Below are 16,252 nucleotides of genomic sequence, written 5' to 3' on the forward strand. Positions count from 1 at the left end.
CCCCTGTTATGACAAAACAAGGCGGGCGTGGCTTTCAGCGTGCGACCCTGTTTGTGATTTGGGCATGGTTGATTATTTTTGCCCTGATTCCCAATATCTTGGTGATTGCCGCCAGTTTTTTGACCCGTGATGAAGATAAGTTTTTAACACTGCCTGTCACCATGGGCAACTATATTCGATTGATTGATCCGCTTTATTTAAAAGTGTTTTTGCATTCGCTGTCGATGGCAGGGATGACGACGATTATCTGTTTGCTGCTCGGTTATCCATTTGCCTACTTGGTCAGTAAAGCCGATAAAAAATGGCAGTCATTATTGATGTTACTGCTCGTGATTCCGTTTTGGACCAACTCATTGGTGCGTCTGTATGCGGTGAAACTCATTATGGCGGCCAATGGTCTGCTCAGCACCCTGCTGATTAACCTTGGGCTTATCAACGAGCCACTGCAAATTTTATATACCCAAAAAGCGGTGATTGGCGGTTTGGTGTATTTGCTGTTTCCGTTTATGGTACTGCCCCTGTATGCGGTATTTGTGGATTTGCGTGACGATTATATTTTGGCATCCAAAGATTTGGGCGCTAACAAGCTACAAACCTTTTGGCACGTGATTTTGCCGCTCACTACACCAGGGATTATTTCAGGGGTATTGCTGGTGCTGTTGCCTGCCATGGGCATGTTTTATGTGGCGGATATCTTGGGCGGTTCACGTAACTTGCTGGTGGGCAATATCATCAAATCGCAGTTTTTGGATGCCCGTGACTGGCCATTTGGTGCCGCGGCGTCCGTGCTATTGACGCTTGCCATGGCATTGCTGATTATGGCGTATCGAGCCAGTAGTAAACGCATTGGCAAAACTGACTACAACGAAGTGGCATAAGGGGGACGCTATGTCTAATACTATGAAATGGTTGTCTCGCCTGTATTTGACCATCGTATATCTGCTGATGTTCTCGCCGATTGCGGTGATGGTGATTTTCTCGTTTAATGCCTCAAAAGTCGGTTATCAGTGGGGCGGTTTTAGTACCCATTGGTACAGCGAGTTATTTAGTAATGCCGCGATGGTACAAGCTGCCATCAATTCGGTCATATTGGCGGTAGTGGCTGCGACGATTTCTACTGCGATTGGCGGTTTGACGGCGTTAGCGTTACAGCGTTATGACTTTAAAGGTAAATCGATACTACAAAGCTTGCTATTTGTGCTGATGATGTCGCCTGAGATTGTCTTGGCGATTTCGCTATTGGCGTTATTTTTGATTGTGGGGATACAGCTGGGTTTTATGACGTTGCTAATTGCGCACATTACCTTTTGTCTGCCCTTTGTGGTGATTACGGTGACTGCACGTCTATCTAGCCTCGACACCCGCGTATTGGAAGCGGCGCGTGATTTGGGTGCCAATGAATTTACCATGATTCGTACCGTGCTTGTACCGATTATTTTGCCTGCGATTTTGGCGGGCTGGGTGCTTGCCTTTACCCTATCACTTGATGATGTGGTGGTATCGACGTTCAATACAGGACCTGACTTTGAGATTTTACCCTTACAGATTTACTCGATGGTGCGTGTTGGGGTAAAACCTGAAGTCAATGCCGTTGGCACAATCTTGCTCGTAATCTCGCTGCTGGGTCTGATTATCTCGCAGTTATTACTTGCCAAAAAGTCGATAAATCTACCATCGACCCAAAAACGTTAAGGAGACTTATATGATATCTCGGATGCTCAATAGAAGACGTTTTTTAGGATATGGCTTGGGTGTTGGCAGCGCTGTTTTAACAGGGGGGCTGGCAAGTAATTTAACGGGTTGTCAAAAAGCGAGCGAAACCGCGACTAGCGCTGCCGCGCCTACTGCCAATCAAGGTAGCAAGGTCGTCAATGTCTATAACTGGACGGAATATATCTCTGACCAAGTGCTTAAAGATTTTACCGCAGAGACAGGTATTGACGTTATTTATAGCACCTTTGATTCTAACGAAGCCATGTATGCCAAACTCAAACTGATGAATGGCAGTGGTGAGTATGATGTGGCATTTCCGGGTACGGATTTTGTCGACAAAATGCGTAAAGAAGGGATGCTTGAGCCGCTTGACCATGCCAAATTAACCAATTTTGGCAACCTGGGCAAAACCTTTATCAATGCCCCTTTTGACCCTGAAAACAAGTTTAGTATCCCCTATCTGTGGGGCTCATCAGGCATTGCCGTCAATACCAAACGCATTGCTAAAGCAAGCTTGAGCAGCTGGAATGACTTATGGAAGCCAGAGTACAAGGGGCGTGTCATGCTGATGAATGACATCCGTGACGTGTTTACCATGAGTCTATTGACCCTTGGCTATAACGGCAGTACCAAAAACCCTGAAGCCATCAAACAGGCTTATGAAAAACTCACCAAGCTGATGCCAAACGTGCGTACCTTTAACTCAGATGCACCGCGCATGCCGTTTATGGAAGGGGAAACTTACTTGGGCTTGGCTTGGAATGGTGAAGTCATCATGGCGCAAGACCAAGGAATGCCAGAGCTCGACTTTGTCTATCCAAAAGAAGGCGCTATTATGTGGATGGATAACATGGTCATCCCCAAAAATGCCAAAAACAACGACAACGCCCATAAGTTTATCGATTTTATCTTGCGACCCAAATACGCTGCCATGATTAGCGAAGAAATTGGCTACGGCTCGCCCAATGAGGCGGCAAAAAAAGAGATGCCACCTGAGCTTGCCAACAATCCGATTGTGTATCCGCCAGCTGATTTGCTAAAACATGCCATGTTCCGTGAAGACGTAGGCGATGAGATAATGGCGCTATATCAGCAGTATTGGGATAGGCTCAAAGTGGATATGTAACTGTTAAACTAGCGGTTATTAAAACATCCATAAAAAAACAACTATAAAAAAAAGCGGGCTTAATCATAAGCCCGCTTTTTTACCCTAAAAATCTGCTTAGCGCATGGTGACAAACTCTTCTGAGCCAGTCGGATGAATCGCCACCGTGTTATCAAAGTCACGTTTGGTTGCGCCCATCTTGATAGCAACAGCAAAACCTTGAATCATCTCATCGACGCCAAAACCTACACCATGCAAGCCCACCACTTTTTCTTCCTCACCCACACAAATCAGCTTCATGTGACACGGCTCACGGTGCTTGGTCACTGCACTATACATCGGGGTAAAACTGGATTTATAGACTTTAACCGCATTGATGCCATAGTCTTTGACCGCCTCTTCTTCACTTAGCCCTATAGTACCAATCGGTGGATGGCTAAAAATCACGCTCGGCACTAGGTTATAGTCCAAATGCTCATTGGGTTTGTTGTTAAACAAGCGCTCAGATAGTCTGCGACCTGCTGCCACCGCCACTGGGGTCAATTGAATACCATTTTCGATGATGTCGCCGACGGCATAGATACCTTCGACATTGGTATTTTGATAGGCATCGACTTTAACAAAGCCTTGCTCATTGACTTCAACGCCCGCTTTATCAAGATTGATGCTATCGGTTGCAGGTGCGCGACCCGTTGCCCAAATCAAACAATCCACCGTCAAGGTCTCATTGTTTGACAATTCAATGCTCAATGAGCCATCTTGGTTTTTGCGTACTTGTTGTGGTAGCACTCCATAATGAAATTCAATGCCATCATCGTGCATGATATGAGTGAGCGTGGTGACAATGTCGGCATCAAAGTTTTTGAGCACCCGCTTGCTACGCACAATCAGATGGGTTTTTGAGCCCAGTGCGTTCATCACCCCTGCAATCTCAACGCCGATATAGCCTGAACCGACAATCGCTACCCGTGGTGGTAATTCGGTCAAGTCAAAAAAACCGTCCGAGTCAATACCCAACTCTGCCCCTTCAATCGCGGGGCGAACAGGTCGACCGCCCATCGCTAGCAAAATATGGTCAGCGGTAATGGTCTCTACCGTGCCGTCATTTTTATATACCTCAACGGTATGTTTATCGGCAAATTTGGCAAAACCATGAATCACATCGACTTGGTTATTTTTAAGACTATTGTTGTACGACTGATGAATACGGCTGATATAAGCTTGGCGACTTTGTACCAATTTGGCAAAATCAAATTGTTTAACATCCAAATCAAAGCCATAGTCAGGCGCATAATGATTTATCGCTGCTGCCATATTGGCGCCATACCACATCACTTTTTTGGGCACACAGCCCACATTGACGCAAGTACCGCCTAGCTGCTTGGCTTCAATCAAGGCACATTTTTTACCATAGCTGGCAGCACGGTTGATGGATGCAATGCCCCCTGACCCACCACCAATCGCGATATAATCATAATGTTTGCTCATAATTCTTCCTGTTTTTTGGTCATTTTCAAAGTTACATGTGGTTATTTTACCAAGTTTTGGCGGCTAGAAAAGTTGTTAATTCTCACCTTTCTCATTGATAAAATAAAACAAATTAGCTTTTTTTTGAATAATTTTAATGAAAAAGGTTTAAACACCCTTGCCTCACAGCAAAAGGTATCAGATAAAATCGGGTTTTTTTGGGTTGACAAAATTCAATCGGCTGTGCCAGCAATTGCGTGCCTAGCGTTGGCACAATCAGCCAGGCTTCGTCGGCATCAAATTCACTGGCGTAGGTAAGTAGTTGGTACATGTCTGCCAAGCTTATGTCGTTAAAAGTAGCCGTTTTTTTCCATTTTACATCGGCGATAATGAGTTTATCGGCAGACTTTAGCCAAATATCGGGTTTGATGGTTAACCCTTGCTGCACGGTCAATGGCTGTCTTTTTTGCTCAACTAGCTCAAAATTCTGCGCGGCAAATTGTTGTTGGATTTTCCTGCCCACCCATTTTTCAAAGGCAAATGGCATATTCACCAGCCAAGTTGGGGTCAAAAACTGCCCTTGGCTACTCGCTTGTTGTAGCGTCAGCAGCGCGTAACAAAAGCTGATAAAATTATAATTACGCTGGGCAGTCAGACTGGGCAACGCGGTCAATTCTTGCAGCGCTTGAGACAATAAGGTGTCGTATAAGTCTCTGGCAACGCTACCCACTGCCTGCCACTGCGGCAGTAATGGGCTCGACAATGGGCTGCTAGCCATGCTGCCAATCACACGCTCGATGGTGGTTTTCACCAAGCAATTGCCAGCGGTATCCATCACAAAATTTTCACTCTGATGATAAAACTTATGTGGCTGGTGGCAGTTATGCTGCAATTGCTCTTTGATGAGTAATTTACCCTGCAGATAGGGCTGATTTTGCTCAAATTGCTGATATTGCTGATTGGGCACATACTGCGCAAATCCCTGCCAAAAATACGCTTGCAGCCACTCGCTAAGCGATAGCGAATGATTGATTGGTGGAGGATTGGGGGCTGGAGGATTAATGAGTCGTTGATTGGCTAGATTGGCTAACGATTTGGGCAATAAGGCTTGCCACACTGCTTTCAGCATCTGTTGCACCCATTGACGGGTTTGGGCAACTTCATCGGCATGGGTGATTTGGGCTTGTGCAAGTTTTGGCAAAATCTCAACTTGCCCGCCACTGGGCAACCCAATCACACCGATATAGTGGCGCACTTTGAGTTGCCACTGCTGCTGTTTACGCTCGATGCGAAACACGTCAAAATTTTGCTCGATAAGCCAGTCAAAATCTTGCCCATCGTCAAAATCTGCCGCGGTCAGGTAACTATGTTCAAACGTGATGATGGTTTTCATTGGGCGCTTTGATAGATTGCAAGATAGCTATTTGGGTCATCAAGCGCCGGGGTATGGATATCAAAACCCGCTTGCTGCGCCATAAATCCAGTTGCTTTTTTGTTATCAACTAGCCTAATAAAGCGTTGCCCAAAGATTGCTTGCAGGATTTGTCCATGGTGCTGGCAGGCTTGGGCAACTTGGGGGATGATGGATTGGCTAAACGCAGCGCTTAACGCGTGCAGCGAATCAATACCCCACAAAAAACTATGCCCTAACTGGCTGTCTTTTGCCAAATTTTGCGAGATTCTTTCATTGAGTGCAGTCAACAATTTGGCTAAATCAATCTCCATCCCATTTGCCATCACTTTACCCAATAACTGTGGCTGTGGTTGATATTCAATAAATTCAAAACGGCGGCGAAATGCCATATCGAGCGGCGCCAATGAATGATCTTGGCTGTTCATGGTGGCGTAGATATCGACATTGCTAGGCACACTAAACGGCTGACGCGAATACGCCAAATTCACCGACAGGCTATCTGTCTGTCCTGCACGTTTACTCGGTTCAATCAAACTCATCAACTCCCCAAACACGCGGGCGACATTGGCGCGGTTGATTTCATCAATCAACATGGCATAACGGTGGCTAGGGTCATGTTTGGCTTGTTGACACAGTCTAAGAAATGCCCCTGACTCAACGCGATAGCTCATCTGCCCATTATCCGCGATGTGAGGACGAATCCCTTCGACAAATTCTTCATACCCATACGCTTGATGAAAACTGACAAAACTAAAGCGTTCTAGCTTTGGCTGTAAATAGTTGGGCTGAAACTGGCTGTGAATTGCCGCTTGGTAATCATCGAGTTTGTTTTGCAAGTCTGTTAATAACGGTAAGCTGTCTGCTAATAAAAACCAATTACTGCTATCGTCTTTATCAAAATACGATTGGCTAGCCCTTCGATGATATTTGACACGAACTGAGTTCTTATCACTGTACATCATCAATGTGCCCCAAGCCGTTTGATTTAAATTTTCTTTTCTATCTTTTAAACTCGCTTTCGCTAAAAAAATAGCCGATTGCACCAATTCAGGTACTTTTAGCAAACTTTTACCTTTTTGTTTTTCATCCAACAACACCAAACAAATCACTTCCCGCCAGCTTAACGGCTCGACCAGATTTTTGAGTAAATCGTCTTGTGTGGCGGTAGGCAAAAACTCGGTATATTGTTTGGCGATTTGTTGCAGTTGGTAGGTCTTGCCTGTCCCTGCTACGCCCGTATAGATAATATTTTTTGCTAGCTCACGAATCATGGTTACCCTTTAATTTTTAATGTCTATCTTGTGGTGGCTTATTATGGATAAGCTGACGAAATTTATCAAATCAGCGATTAATAACCAAATTTTTGCATCACCTTAACTATTTTTATCAAGTTTTTGATAAATTATGATTTATAATTCATTCCAATATTTTATGTATCTTAATTTTCGCTTAAACTTTTATTATATAAGGAGGGCAGACATCATGACAACCGCTTCAACCGCGCACCCTGATCATCAGCATATCGCGCTACGCAATGACCCAAAAAAGGTCGCCGTGGCATCCATGATTGGTACGGCTATTGAGTTTTATGATTATTATATTTATGCCGCTGCGGCGGTATTGATTTTTAATACCCAGTTTTTTGATAAAACCGATGAAAAAGCGGCGATGCTTTACTCGCTTTCGACGTTGGCATTGGCGTTTATTGCCCGTCCTTTCGGTTCAGCGTTATTTGGTCACTTTGGTGATAAACTTGGTCGTAAAAAAACCTTGGTGGCCTCTCTGCTCACCATGGGTTTATCAACCGTAGCGATTGGTTTGCTACCGACTTATGCCCAAGTAGGCGTCATTGCCCCATTGTTGTTATGTTTACTTCGTGTGGGTCAAGGGATTGGGCTTGGCGGTGAATGGGGCGGTGCTGCCTTGGTCGCCACCGAAAATGCGCCAGCAGGCAAACGTGCTTGGTATGGTACTTTCCCGCAGTTAGGCGCGCCGATTGGGTTATTTTTAGCCAACTTAGTGTTCTTTTTACTCAGTTATTTTTTAGGAAAAGATGCCTTGGTCGAGTGGGCATGGCGCATCCCGTTTCTTATTTCAATCGTGCTGGTGGGTGTGGGTCTTTGGGTACGTTTAAGCCTGCATGAAAGCCATGTATTCCTTACCGCTGAAGCCGAAGGCAAAAAAGTTAATGCCCCTGTGTCAAAAGTCATTACCCAATATTGGCGTCCGCTGGTGCAAGGCACATTTTTGATGTCAATGACTTATGTGATTTTTTATATCATGACTGCCTTCGTACAAGCCTATTCAAAAAGCCCGGCAAAATTATCTTCTTTTGGCTTCCCAACAGGGTTAGGTATTGCCCCAAATACCTTTACTGGCTTTTTATTGGTGGCTGCGATTGTGTTTGGTATTTTTACCAGTATCTCAGGGATTGGCGCTGACAAAATCGGTCGTAAAAAATGGCTGATTGGCGTGACTATATTATGTATGGTGTTTGCCTGCTTTATGCCAATGCTGCTCAGCAATGGTACACCAACGACTGTATTTATTTTCCTCATTTTGGGCATGGCATGTATGGGTATGTCATTTGGTCCAATGGCGGCGCTATTACCAGAGCTGTTCCCCACTGAAGTACGGTATTCAGGTGCGTCACTGGCTTACAATCTAGCGGCGATTGTGGGTGCATCGATTCCTGCGATTTATGCCATCAAAATCAATGAGCAATATGGCATGAAAGGTGTGGCTATATATATTGTTATTAATGGTTTGATTTCTCTCATTGCGTTATTCTCAATTAAAGAAACCAAAAATATCGATTTGATGGATTAAAACATAGATTAGAAGATAGACTAAAATACAGACTAAAAACTGATACCTAAAAAACGCTGGCAAATGCTGGCGTTTTTTTTGCCCAAGGCGGTTATAATAAAATTTTTAATACCATGAGACCTAGGATGAAAGCCTATAACCGCTGTGAATGGTGCGGCACAGACCCACTTTATCAAGCTTACCACGACAATGAATGGGGAAAGCCCAGTTATGATGACCGTCATCTATTTGCCATGTTGTGTTTAGAAGGCATGCAAGCGGGACTCAGCTGGATTACCATCCTCAAAAAACGCGAGCGTTATTACCAAGTATTTGCTGATTTTGACCCTGCAATTATCGCGCAGTTTGATGATGACATGGTCGATAGTCTCATGACCGATGCAGGCATTATTCGCCACCGCGGTAAAATCAAAGCCATCATCAACAATGCCAAATGCTATCTAAAAATCACCCAAACGCAATCTTTTAGCGATTACCTTTGGGACTTGTCGCCCAGTGGCTTGGCAAAAATGCCGCAAGATAACCACCCAAAAACCTTTGCTGATATCCCCACCAACACTGAATGTTCAGATAACATGTCAAAGGCGCTTAAAAAAGACGGGTTTAAATTTGTGGGCTCGACGATTTGCTATGCGTTTATGCAAGCAGTCGGCATGGTGAATGACCATGTAGCGGCGTGTGATTTTCGCTAAGCAGGTTTAATAGTCGACAGCGGACAACATATTTCTCGATGCCACAGATTTCTCGATGCTAAAGCACCCAAAATAGGCTAAAACTAATCAAAATCAATACCAGTAAAATGCTTTGAACCACTAAAAAATGCTGATGCACTTTGAGCAATCCGCGCAGACTGACCCCATAATGACTGACATTTTTGAGAGAATAGCTTTGAAAATCCACCAAGCTACGGCGATGATATTGTGACCGCATGACCTCAACAAACTTATCAGCCGCCGCCGCTGTTGACCCAGCTGACAACATAGGTAAAAACGCATTGATAACATCTTCATGCGTTTCTGGGTTATTGATATTGACCATCAACATTTGCCAATCTTGAAACAGCCGTTGTTCGATCACCCCTTTAGACTTGAGCGTGACATCGCGGTTGCGCCCATCACGCTGAATGTTACCAAATAATTGCTCAATCGCTGATTTTTCGCCTTCAATGTACTGAAAAAAATAGCCATTACCAAAGCACAAAAAACCGGTAATTTGATGGACAAGGTTCTCACGCTGTGCCACCGTCATGATATCAGACAGCGTTCTAGGGGTTACGCCAGCTTTCAACGTCATGCGGCTCACATAAGTTACATAATGAATTTGCCCCAAGCAGCACCTCAGTCTTTATCGTTGTACAATTTTTGTTTAGCGCAATTTTAACAATTTCTTACATAATAATCCATCCATTAAATCAAGAATATTAACTTACCTAGTCACAAATAGCGGTTGAGTGGTTATTTTTGGACGCTCGTATTGCATTTACAATCATCAGCAACACCCCTACCCAAATCAAAGCAAAACTGGCAATCATGGTGTCATTGACAGCTTCATGCAGCACAAAAATAGACAATAAAAACATCAGCGCAGGTTCAAGATAACTGAGCATACCAAAGGTGTTCATCGGCAACACCTGACTGGCTTTGAGATTGGTCTGCATGGCAAGCGCACTAATCACACCCAGCCCAATCACTAACAGCCCCATTGTCATTGACCCTGTGACTATCGATACACTCGTGTTTTGCCATAATAAAAAACCTAGGGCAATCGGGGCAATCACTGACAAATCCACAAACAGCCCCATCAGCGCCGGTACCCCTTGCCAGCGGCGCAGTCCATAATAAATCGGATACGTCAAACACACCCATGCAGTCGCCCACGATACGCTCCCCGCGAGCCAAAATTGCAATCCCACCCCTGCTGCCGCAACGATAATCGCCGCCCACTGCAATCGATTTAAGGTTTCTTTAAACACCACACAACCAATCAGTACCATCATCAAGGGAAACAAAAAATACCCCATTGCGGTATTGACCGCCTGTCCATTGATAGGCGCCCACATAAACAGCCACAGCTGACTTGCCAAAATCGGTGTCGGCAACAGCAATAAAACCCATTGTTGTTTGTTTAATCCCATCAAAAATGCTTTGAGTTGACCAAAACTTTGCGTCACAGCCAATAACCCCACCAACCCAAACCACATCGCCACCATGCGCCACAAAAAAACTTGCGTGCCTGACAACGGTGCAAGCCAGTGACTGTACAGATACAGCACGCCAAACAACACATTAGAAATCAATGCCAGCACCACCCCAAAACGTAACTTTTTGCCAGCGGTGGCAGGCTGTGGCGTTGTTGCCTTGGGGGGGACAACAATAGGCGATGGTGATAAAACGCTGGAGACTGACATAATTGACCTTGTTATATTTTTGCTTTTGCGGTTAAATTGCAAGCAGTATAACAATTATTTTTGGTAAATTATTTCAAAATACCTTTATTTATGATAATTTAATATTAATATAAGATAAATTTGCTATATTTTTCTCAATTTTTATCATTATGCATTTTTAGAAGGACATGGCTATGATTCATGAAATCGATGATATCGATAAACGTATTTTAAACTTATTGCAAGAAGATGCGACGCTACCGCTTAAGAACATCGCCGAAAAAGTGCATGCATCAGTAGCGACCTGTCAGCGTCGTATCCAAATGATGACAGAGACCGGGGTGATTACTCGGCAAGTGGTGATTGTCAACCCCACCGAATTGGGCTTTGATTTAAGCGCGTTTGTGCTGATTGAAATGGAAAAACAAAATACCGCGCTGCAGCATGGCTTTGAGCGTTTGATGAACCGATTGCCTAACGTGATGAGTTGCTATGAAATCTCAGGGGATTATGACTTTTTGCTATTGGTACATGCCAAAAATATGGCGGAATATCACCGTTTTACCCGTGATAATTTAACTTATGAAAACAATGTCCGACGCTTTAAGAGTCAATTTGTGATGAATTTTTCTAAGGTAGGCACTAAAATCCAGTTAGATTAGTTAGATTAATGCGCCATCAGACAATGGGCTCAAACAATGGGCTCAAACAATGGGCTTAGTTCGATACCAAAATGACGTCGGTAACGAAATGCCAAACACCAACGCAGCGGTCACAAATATCGCATTGAAGCTAAAATCCATCATTTGGGCAAATACTTGTGGATTGTAGCCATAGTAGCCTAGCTGTACAAAGCTAATCATGGCTTTGTACGCGGTAATCCCCGGCATCATACACAGCATGGCAGGCACCAAAATCATCTTTGGGGTGAGTAAATATTTTTTTGCCAAATAAATTGCTACAAAGGATGAAATACCCGCTGCTACAAACGTCGCTAGTATCAAATTGACTGACAGTTGTTTTAAGAGTTCTCTAAGTCCGTAACCCAGCACAGTCAACAATAAGCATTGCCAAATATAGCGGCGCGGCACATTGACAAGCAGTGTCCAGCCAAGCGTCATCAAGCAAGCAAAAGTTGCTGCGCGTATCAAGGCAATCGCATCAATCGCCATTTTTCACCCGACCCAATATTGGCAATAGAATTTTATCAAACGCTTTCATCAACCCACGCCCCAATGACTGATATTTAGTAATAGCAATGACAACACGATGCCGATACAGCTCGATAACGTCAAGATAATCACAAACATAAAGCGCCCGATACCGATGTTCATATAACCTTTGAACATATCCGACAACGAATTTATCAAAGGAAAACTGGGAACCAACCAAAGCACACTTGATGCCATAGCAATATGCGGGTCGTTACCAATCCCCAATAACAGCGCGGTGCTGGCGAAGATGGAGCCAAAACACGCCGCTATGAGCGCGGATATAAAGGGGTTAAAGTTGCGGTTACTCAGCCATAGCCGCAGCGAATACCCCATCATACTAGCAATAAAAGTCACCAAACACACCAGTATATCGCCCCCTGCCAAATACGCAAAGCAGGCACACGCCACACCGACCATCGGCGCGACCATCTTGGCAGGATAAGTGCCCCGATCAATCTCATCAAATCGATAGGTCGCGTGCTCTAGGGTACTCGTCACCGGCATACTTTCCAAATCCAGTACAATTCGCTGAATTTGCACAATGATATTGACATTGATGGCATGGGTAGTTGACGCGCGCAGGGTGGTAATACAGCGGTTATTATAAATTGTGGTGATGGTCAAGCCATTATAGGCAATCCCACACTCCACGCTAGCCAACCCCAACGCTAACCCCAATCGGCGGCACAAATCTGTTACCGTTGCCGACTCTGCCCCATATTGCATGAGTAGCAGCCCACAGCGCACACACAGACGGGTGATTTGCTGCTGGTGTTCATACGCCATATACGGCAACCGCCGTCTAGGCTTCGGCTCTGTCGGGGGCGAAAGCTTGGCAGGCTCAGGTGTCAGCGGATCAAGCGCTTCTAGGGCATCAGCAAAGGTATCGGTCATAGCATCATTTTAACAACCTTGATATCTCATTCTAGCATTAAACCAGCATAAAATCAGGGCGAATCAGTATTGCTTTATTGATTAAAAGGTTGATTAAAAAGTTGATGAAAAAGCCGAGTGAAAATGAGCAAAAAGTTGAAAACCACCCGTTATTTAAAAAAATTCTACCCACTTAAAAAGCTGCGATTGGTTTATTTTGGTTTAAATAGTAGGGCGATATTCAATACCTTCCATCTTAATCAAAGTCTAGCGATTTGACAGTCATTTTTTCCGTTAATTTTTACAAAATATGGAATCGTCTTACCCTTTAATTAAACCCGACTAATTTAATCAGGTTTTTTTGTTATTTCGCCCTATAAACCCCCATCGCAAAATTGATTCATGATAAAATGAGCCATATTCATTTTATTTAACATCCAAGCCTATGTCTGCCGAAACTATTGCCAACAAAGCCTTTAAACAAGGCACCAAAGCCTTATTTGACTATGACAAACACTGGGCAAGCTGCTTTGAGCCTGCGCCATTTTTGCCGATGAGCCGAGCCGAAATGGATGCCCTTGGTTGGGATGCCTGTGATGTCATTATCGTCTCAGGCGATGCCTACGTCGATCACCCAAGCTTTGGTATGGCAATCATCGGCAGATTGCTGGAGTCGCAAGGCTTTCGCGTCGGTATCATCGCCCAGCCAGATTGGACGAGCAAAGACGCTTTTATGACACTTGGCAAACCGACCATCGCCTGGGGCGTCACCGCAGGCAATATGGATAGTATGATTAACCGCTACACCGCCGATAGACGCATTCGCAGTGACGATGCCTATTCGCCAGACAATGCCCCCGACAAACGCCCCGACCGTGCGGCTGTGGTATATAGCCAGCGCTGCCGTGAAGCCTATCCCGATGTGCCCATTATTTTGGGCGGGATTGAAGGCTCGCTGCGCCGTATCGCCCATTATGATTATTGGTCAGACAAAGTGCGCCGTAGCATTTTGATGGATAGCCGCGCTGATATTTTGCTGTATGGCAATGCCGAACGCGCGATTGTCGATGTTGTACATGCACTTGCCAAAGGTTACCGTTTTGAAGACCTTGCCAAAGTGCGTGGCACCGCGTATCTGTCGACACAAACCAAAAAACACTGGCAAGCCGATATGATAGAAATCGCCAGTAACGACGTCGACACCGTTGGGCGCGTTGACCCGATTATCAATCCATATGTGATGATGGAAGATGTGGGCGACTGTCACATCGAACAAGAAAAAACCCTTGAGAGTCAATATAAAGGTTTTGTAGCAGATAAAGTCGAGCACAAAGTCCTCAATGCTGATAAGGTCGCTGAAAGCCAAGACATCCAAGTGGTTAACCTCAAAGACCCCAATAAAAACGCCTTAAAACACAAACGCCCGTTGCCGCCGCGTGACAAAACCGTGATTCGCTTGCCCGACTTTGAGCAAGTCAAATCTGACCCCGTACTTTACGCCCATGCCAACCGTATTTTGCACCTAGAAACCAATCCGCATAATGCCCGCGCCTTGGTGCAGCGACATGGCGACATTGATGTATGGCTCAATCCGCCGCCCATTCCACTTACCATGGAAGAGATGGATTATATCTTTGATTTGCCGTATGCCCGTCTGCCCCACCCTAGCTACGGCAACGCAAGAATTCCTGCCTACGACATGATTAAATTATCAGTCAATATCATGCGCGGCTGTTTTGGCGGCTGTACCTTCTGCTCGATTACCGAACATGAAGGACGCATTATCCAAAACCGCTCAGAAGAGTCTATCTTGGGCGAAATCAAAAAAATCCGCGATACCGAGCCATCATTTACTGGGGTAATTTCTGACCTTGGTGGACCGACTGCCAACATGTACCGTTTGCATTGTAAAGACGATGCCATTGAGAAAAACTGCCGCAAACCTTCCTGCGTGTATCCCGATATCTGCGACAACTTACTCACCGACCACAGTCATCTCACCCAACTGTATCGCAAAGCTCGTGATATCAAAGGGGTGAAAAAAATCCTGATTGCGTCAGGCTTGCGCTATGATTTGGCGGTCAAAGACCCCGAATATGTCAAAGAATTGGTCACCCACCATGTCGGCGGATATCTCAAAATCGCCCCCGAACATTCTGAAACCAACGTACTCTCCAAAATGATGAAACCGGGTATGGGGACGTACGATACTTTCAAGCAGATGTTCGACAAATACAGCCGTGAAGCAGGTAAAGAGCAATATTTGATTCCGTATTTTATCGCCGCGCACCCTGGCACCACCGACACGGACATGATGAACTTGGCGATTTGGCTCAAGCGCAATGGCTTTCGTGCCGACCAAGTACAAGCCTTTTACCCAAGCCCAATGGCAACTGCTACTACCATGTATCATACTGCCAAAGACCCCTTGCATAAAGTCACCCGTGACAGCGAAGGGGTGGAAATCGTCAAATCGGGTAAACAGCGTAAACTCCACAAAGCGTATCTACGTTACCATGACCCCAAAAATTGGGCACTGCTGCGTCAATCGCTTAAAGATTTGGGGCGTGAGGATTTGATTGGGCATGGCAGTCAGTGTTTAATTCCGCCTTATAACCCAAAATTGGAAGGCGAAGACATTTACCAATCGGCAAGAAAGAAAAACAGCTCAGCAGGTGGCGATTCTGTTAAGCGTAATGGTAAAGCGGATAACTCCAATTCAAATAATGGGCAAAGTAAATCGGAAAAAAAACCCACGCCCACGAGCTTTGGTAAAAAACCGAATCCGAAAAAGAGTAATTTCCAAACGCAACATACAGGCTTACCGCCGCGGAAAACTAAATAGTTTATGTTATTCAAGGCTTGTAGAGTATTTCTACAAGCCGCCTCATTTATTTTTAAATAATTTCAATTTTAATGCCATGTCTGAAGATTGATAGCAATTTTATGTCTTTTGCATGATTAAAAAGAGAGTGTTTAGCACCTTTAACTTGGTTTAGACTTTGATGATTTCTAAAAGTACCCAATTTGATTTTGGTGTTTTCTTCGAATACTGTAATCGTTAAATGCAAAATAATTAGCTAGAAATAACCTATAGTCTGAATGGATTAAACCATTCCCATGACTGATGGCTGCGTTATTTCACCTTCTGTCTAAAAATCCAATGTATTGTTCCAAATAAAGACTCGAAGCCTCAAACATTATGTGACAGCCTTTCTTATTGATAAAAAATTCTCAATAAAATTTAAATT

14 protein-coding genes are annotated in these 16,252 nt (G+C 44.5%); 7 read left to right on the forward strand and 7 right to left on the reverse strand.

The features are described 5' to 3' along the window. Positions 1–8: 8 nt before the first annotated feature. From potB to AXE82_RS03335, 3 genes are read left to right on the forward strand one after another with little or no spacing between them, the layout of a single operon-like run. Complete coding sequence (potB, locus tag AXE82_RS03325; protein ID WP_060995225.1) at positions 9–878, forward strand: spermidine/putrescine ABC transporter permease PotB; 870 nt, start codon at positions 9–11, stop codon at positions 876–878. Positions 879–888: 10 nt separating this feature from the next. Then, positions 889–1,692, forward strand: a complete 804-nt coding sequence (potC, locus tag AXE82_RS03330; protein WP_197931408.1) for a spermidine/putrescine ABC transporter permease PotC — start codon at positions 889–891, stop codon at positions 1,690–1,692. A 10-nt stretch (positions 1,693–1,702) separates the two neighbouring features. Further along, on the forward strand, positions 1,703–2,839 hold the full coding sequence (locus AXE82_RS03335) for an ABC transporter substrate-binding protein (protein WP_062331411.1): 1,137 nt from the start codon (positions 1,703–1,705) through the stop codon (positions 2,837–2,839). Between the two features lie 96 nt (positions 2,840–2,935). On the opposite strand, the gene gorA is transcribed toward AXE82_RS03335, so the two are convergent. The 3 genes from gorA to AXE82_RS03350 form a co-directional block, all read right to left on the reverse strand. Beyond that, positions 2,936–4,306: a glutathione-disulfide reductase gene (gene gorA, locus AXE82_RS03340; RefSeq protein WP_062331416.1), complete on the reverse strand. Its 1,371-nt coding sequence runs from the start codon at positions 4,304–4,306 to the stop codon at positions 2,936–2,938. Positions 4,307–4,439: 133 nt separating this feature from the next. Next, on the reverse strand, positions 4,440–5,678 hold the full coding sequence (locus AXE82_RS03345) for a 5-methylcytosine restriction system specificity protein McrC (protein ID WP_062331419.1): 1,239 nt from the start codon (positions 5,676–5,678) through the stop codon (positions 4,440–4,442). Continuing rightward, a complete protein-coding gene (locus AXE82_RS03350) occupies positions 5,675–6,970 on the reverse strand; it encodes an McrB family protein (RefSeq protein ID WP_197931407.1) in 1,296 nt (431 codons plus the stop codon). Before AXE82_RS03350 ends, AXE82_RS03345 begins: the two co-directional genes overlap by 4 nt. Before the next feature lie 208 nt (positions 6,971–7,178). Here AXE82_RS03350 and AXE82_RS03355 point away from each other — a divergent pair, with 208 nt between their 5' ends. Then, positions 7,179–8,528 carry an MFS transporter gene (locus AXE82_RS03355; RefSeq protein ID WP_406946758.1) on the forward strand — a complete coding sequence of 450 codons (1,350 nt, stop codon included), beginning with the start codon at positions 7,179–7,181 and terminating at the stop codon, positions 8,526–8,528. A 125-nt stretch (positions 8,529–8,653) separates the two neighbouring features. Next, entirely contained in the window at positions 8,654–9,220 is a 567-nt protein-coding gene (locus AXE82_RS03360) for a DNA-3-methyladenine glycosylase I (protein WP_082741399.1), read from the forward strand. A gap of 58 nt (positions 9,221–9,278) precedes the next feature. Here the strand turns inward: AXE82_RS03360 and AXE82_RS03365 are convergent, their stop codons facing one another. Continuing rightward, entirely contained in the window at positions 9,279–9,821 is a 543-nt protein-coding gene (locus AXE82_RS03365) for a BLUF domain-containing protein (protein ID WP_062331427.1), read from the reverse strand. A gap of 136 nt (positions 9,822–9,957) precedes the next feature. Then, positions 9,958–10,935 carry an EamA family transporter RarD gene (gene rarD, locus AXE82_RS03370; RefSeq protein WP_082741400.1) on the reverse strand — a complete coding sequence of 326 codons (978 nt, stop codon included), beginning with the start codon at positions 10,933–10,935 and terminating at the stop codon, positions 9,958–9,960. A 173-nt stretch (positions 10,936–11,108) separates the two neighbouring features. Here rarD and AXE82_RS03375 point away from each other — a divergent pair, with 173 nt between their 5' ends. Continuing rightward, a complete protein-coding gene (locus tag AXE82_RS03375; protein WP_062331430.1) occupies positions 11,109–11,576 on the forward strand; it encodes an Lrp/AsnC family transcriptional regulator in 468 nt (155 codons plus the stop codon). Between the two features lie 42 nt (positions 11,577–11,618). Here AXE82_RS03375 and AXE82_RS03380 read toward each other — a convergent pair whose 3' ends face one another. Continuing rightward, positions 11,619–12,086, reverse strand: coding sequence for a threonine/serine exporter family protein (locus AXE82_RS03380; protein WP_062331433.1), 468 nt, complete (start codon positions 12,084–12,086; stop codon positions 11,619–11,621). Positions 12,087–12,134: 48 nt separating this feature from the next. Continuing rightward, on the reverse strand, positions 12,135–13,022 hold the full coding sequence (locus tag AXE82_RS03385) for a threonine/serine exporter family protein (RefSeq protein ID WP_082741401.1): 888 nt from the start codon (positions 13,020–13,022) through the stop codon (positions 12,135–12,137). Positions 13,023–13,446: 424 nt separating this feature from the next. Here AXE82_RS03385 and AXE82_RS03390 point away from each other — a divergent pair, with 424 nt between their 5' ends. Continuing rightward, positions 13,447–15,846 (forward strand): YgiQ family radical SAM protein, encoded by a 2,400-nt coding sequence (locus AXE82_RS03390; RefSeq protein WP_062331435.1) that lies wholly within the window; start codon positions 13,447–13,449, stop codon positions 15,844–15,846. Positions 15,847–16,252: the final 406 nt, after the last annotated feature.

It is taken from the genome of Moraxella osloensis, from assembly GCF_001553955.1.
Classification (GTDB): Bacteria; Pseudomonadota; Gammaproteobacteria; order Pseudomonadales; family Moraxellaceae; genus Faucicola; species Faucicola osloensis.

What these genes read in the sequence shown, in the direction of transcription:
- AXE82_RS03390 (WP_062331435.1), top strand. Translation starts at nt 13,447, where the DNA reads ATGTCTGCCGAAACTATTGCCAACAAAGCCTTTAAACAAGGCACCAAA.
- potB (WP_060995225.1), top strand. Translation starts at nt 9, where the DNA reads ATGACAAAACAAGGCGGGCGTGGCTTTCAGCGTGCGACCCTGTTTGTG.
- AXE82_RS03385 (WP_082741401.1), bottom strand. Translation starts at nt 13,022, where the DNA reads ATGACCGATACCTTTGCTGATGCCCTAGAAGCGCTTGATCCGCTGACA.
- AXE82_RS03360 (WP_082741399.1), top strand. Translation starts at nt 8,654, where the DNA reads ATGAAAGCCTATAACCGCTGTGAATGGTGCGGCACAGACCCACTTTAT.
- AXE82_RS03365 (WP_062331427.1), bottom strand. Translation starts at nt 9,821, where the DNA reads ATGACGTTGAAAGCTGGCGTAACCCCTAGAACGCTGTCTGATATCATG.
- AXE82_RS03380 (WP_062331433.1), bottom strand. Translation starts at nt 12,086, where the DNA reads ATGGCGATTGATGCGATTGCCTTGATACGCGCAGCAACTTTTGCTTGC.
- potC (WP_197931408.1), top strand. Translation starts at nt 889, where the DNA reads ATGTCTAATACTATGAAATGGTTGTCTCGCCTGTATTTGACCATCGTA.
- AXE82_RS03345 (WP_062331419.1), bottom strand. Translation starts at nt 5,678, where the DNA reads ATGAAAACCATCATCACGTTTGAACATAGTTACCTGACCGCGGCAGAT.
- AXE82_RS03375 (WP_062331430.1), top strand. Translation starts at nt 11,109, where the DNA reads ATGATTCATGAAATCGATGATATCGATAAACGTATTTTAAACTTATTG.
- AXE82_RS03335 (WP_062331411.1), top strand. Translation starts at nt 1,703, where the DNA reads ATGATATCTCGGATGCTCAATAGAAGACGTTTTTTAGGATATGGCTTG.
- rarD (WP_082741400.1), bottom strand. Translation starts at nt 10,935, where the DNA reads ATGTCAGTCTCCAGCGTTTTATCACCATCGCCTATTGTTGTCCCCCCC.
- gorA (WP_062331416.1), bottom strand. Translation starts at nt 4,306, where the DNA reads ATGAGCAAACATTATGATTATATCGCGATTGGTGGTGGGTCAGGGGGC.
- AXE82_RS03350 (WP_197931407.1), bottom strand. Translation starts at nt 6,970, where the DNA reads ATGATTCGTGAGCTAGCAAAAAATATTATCTATACGGGCGTAGCAGGG.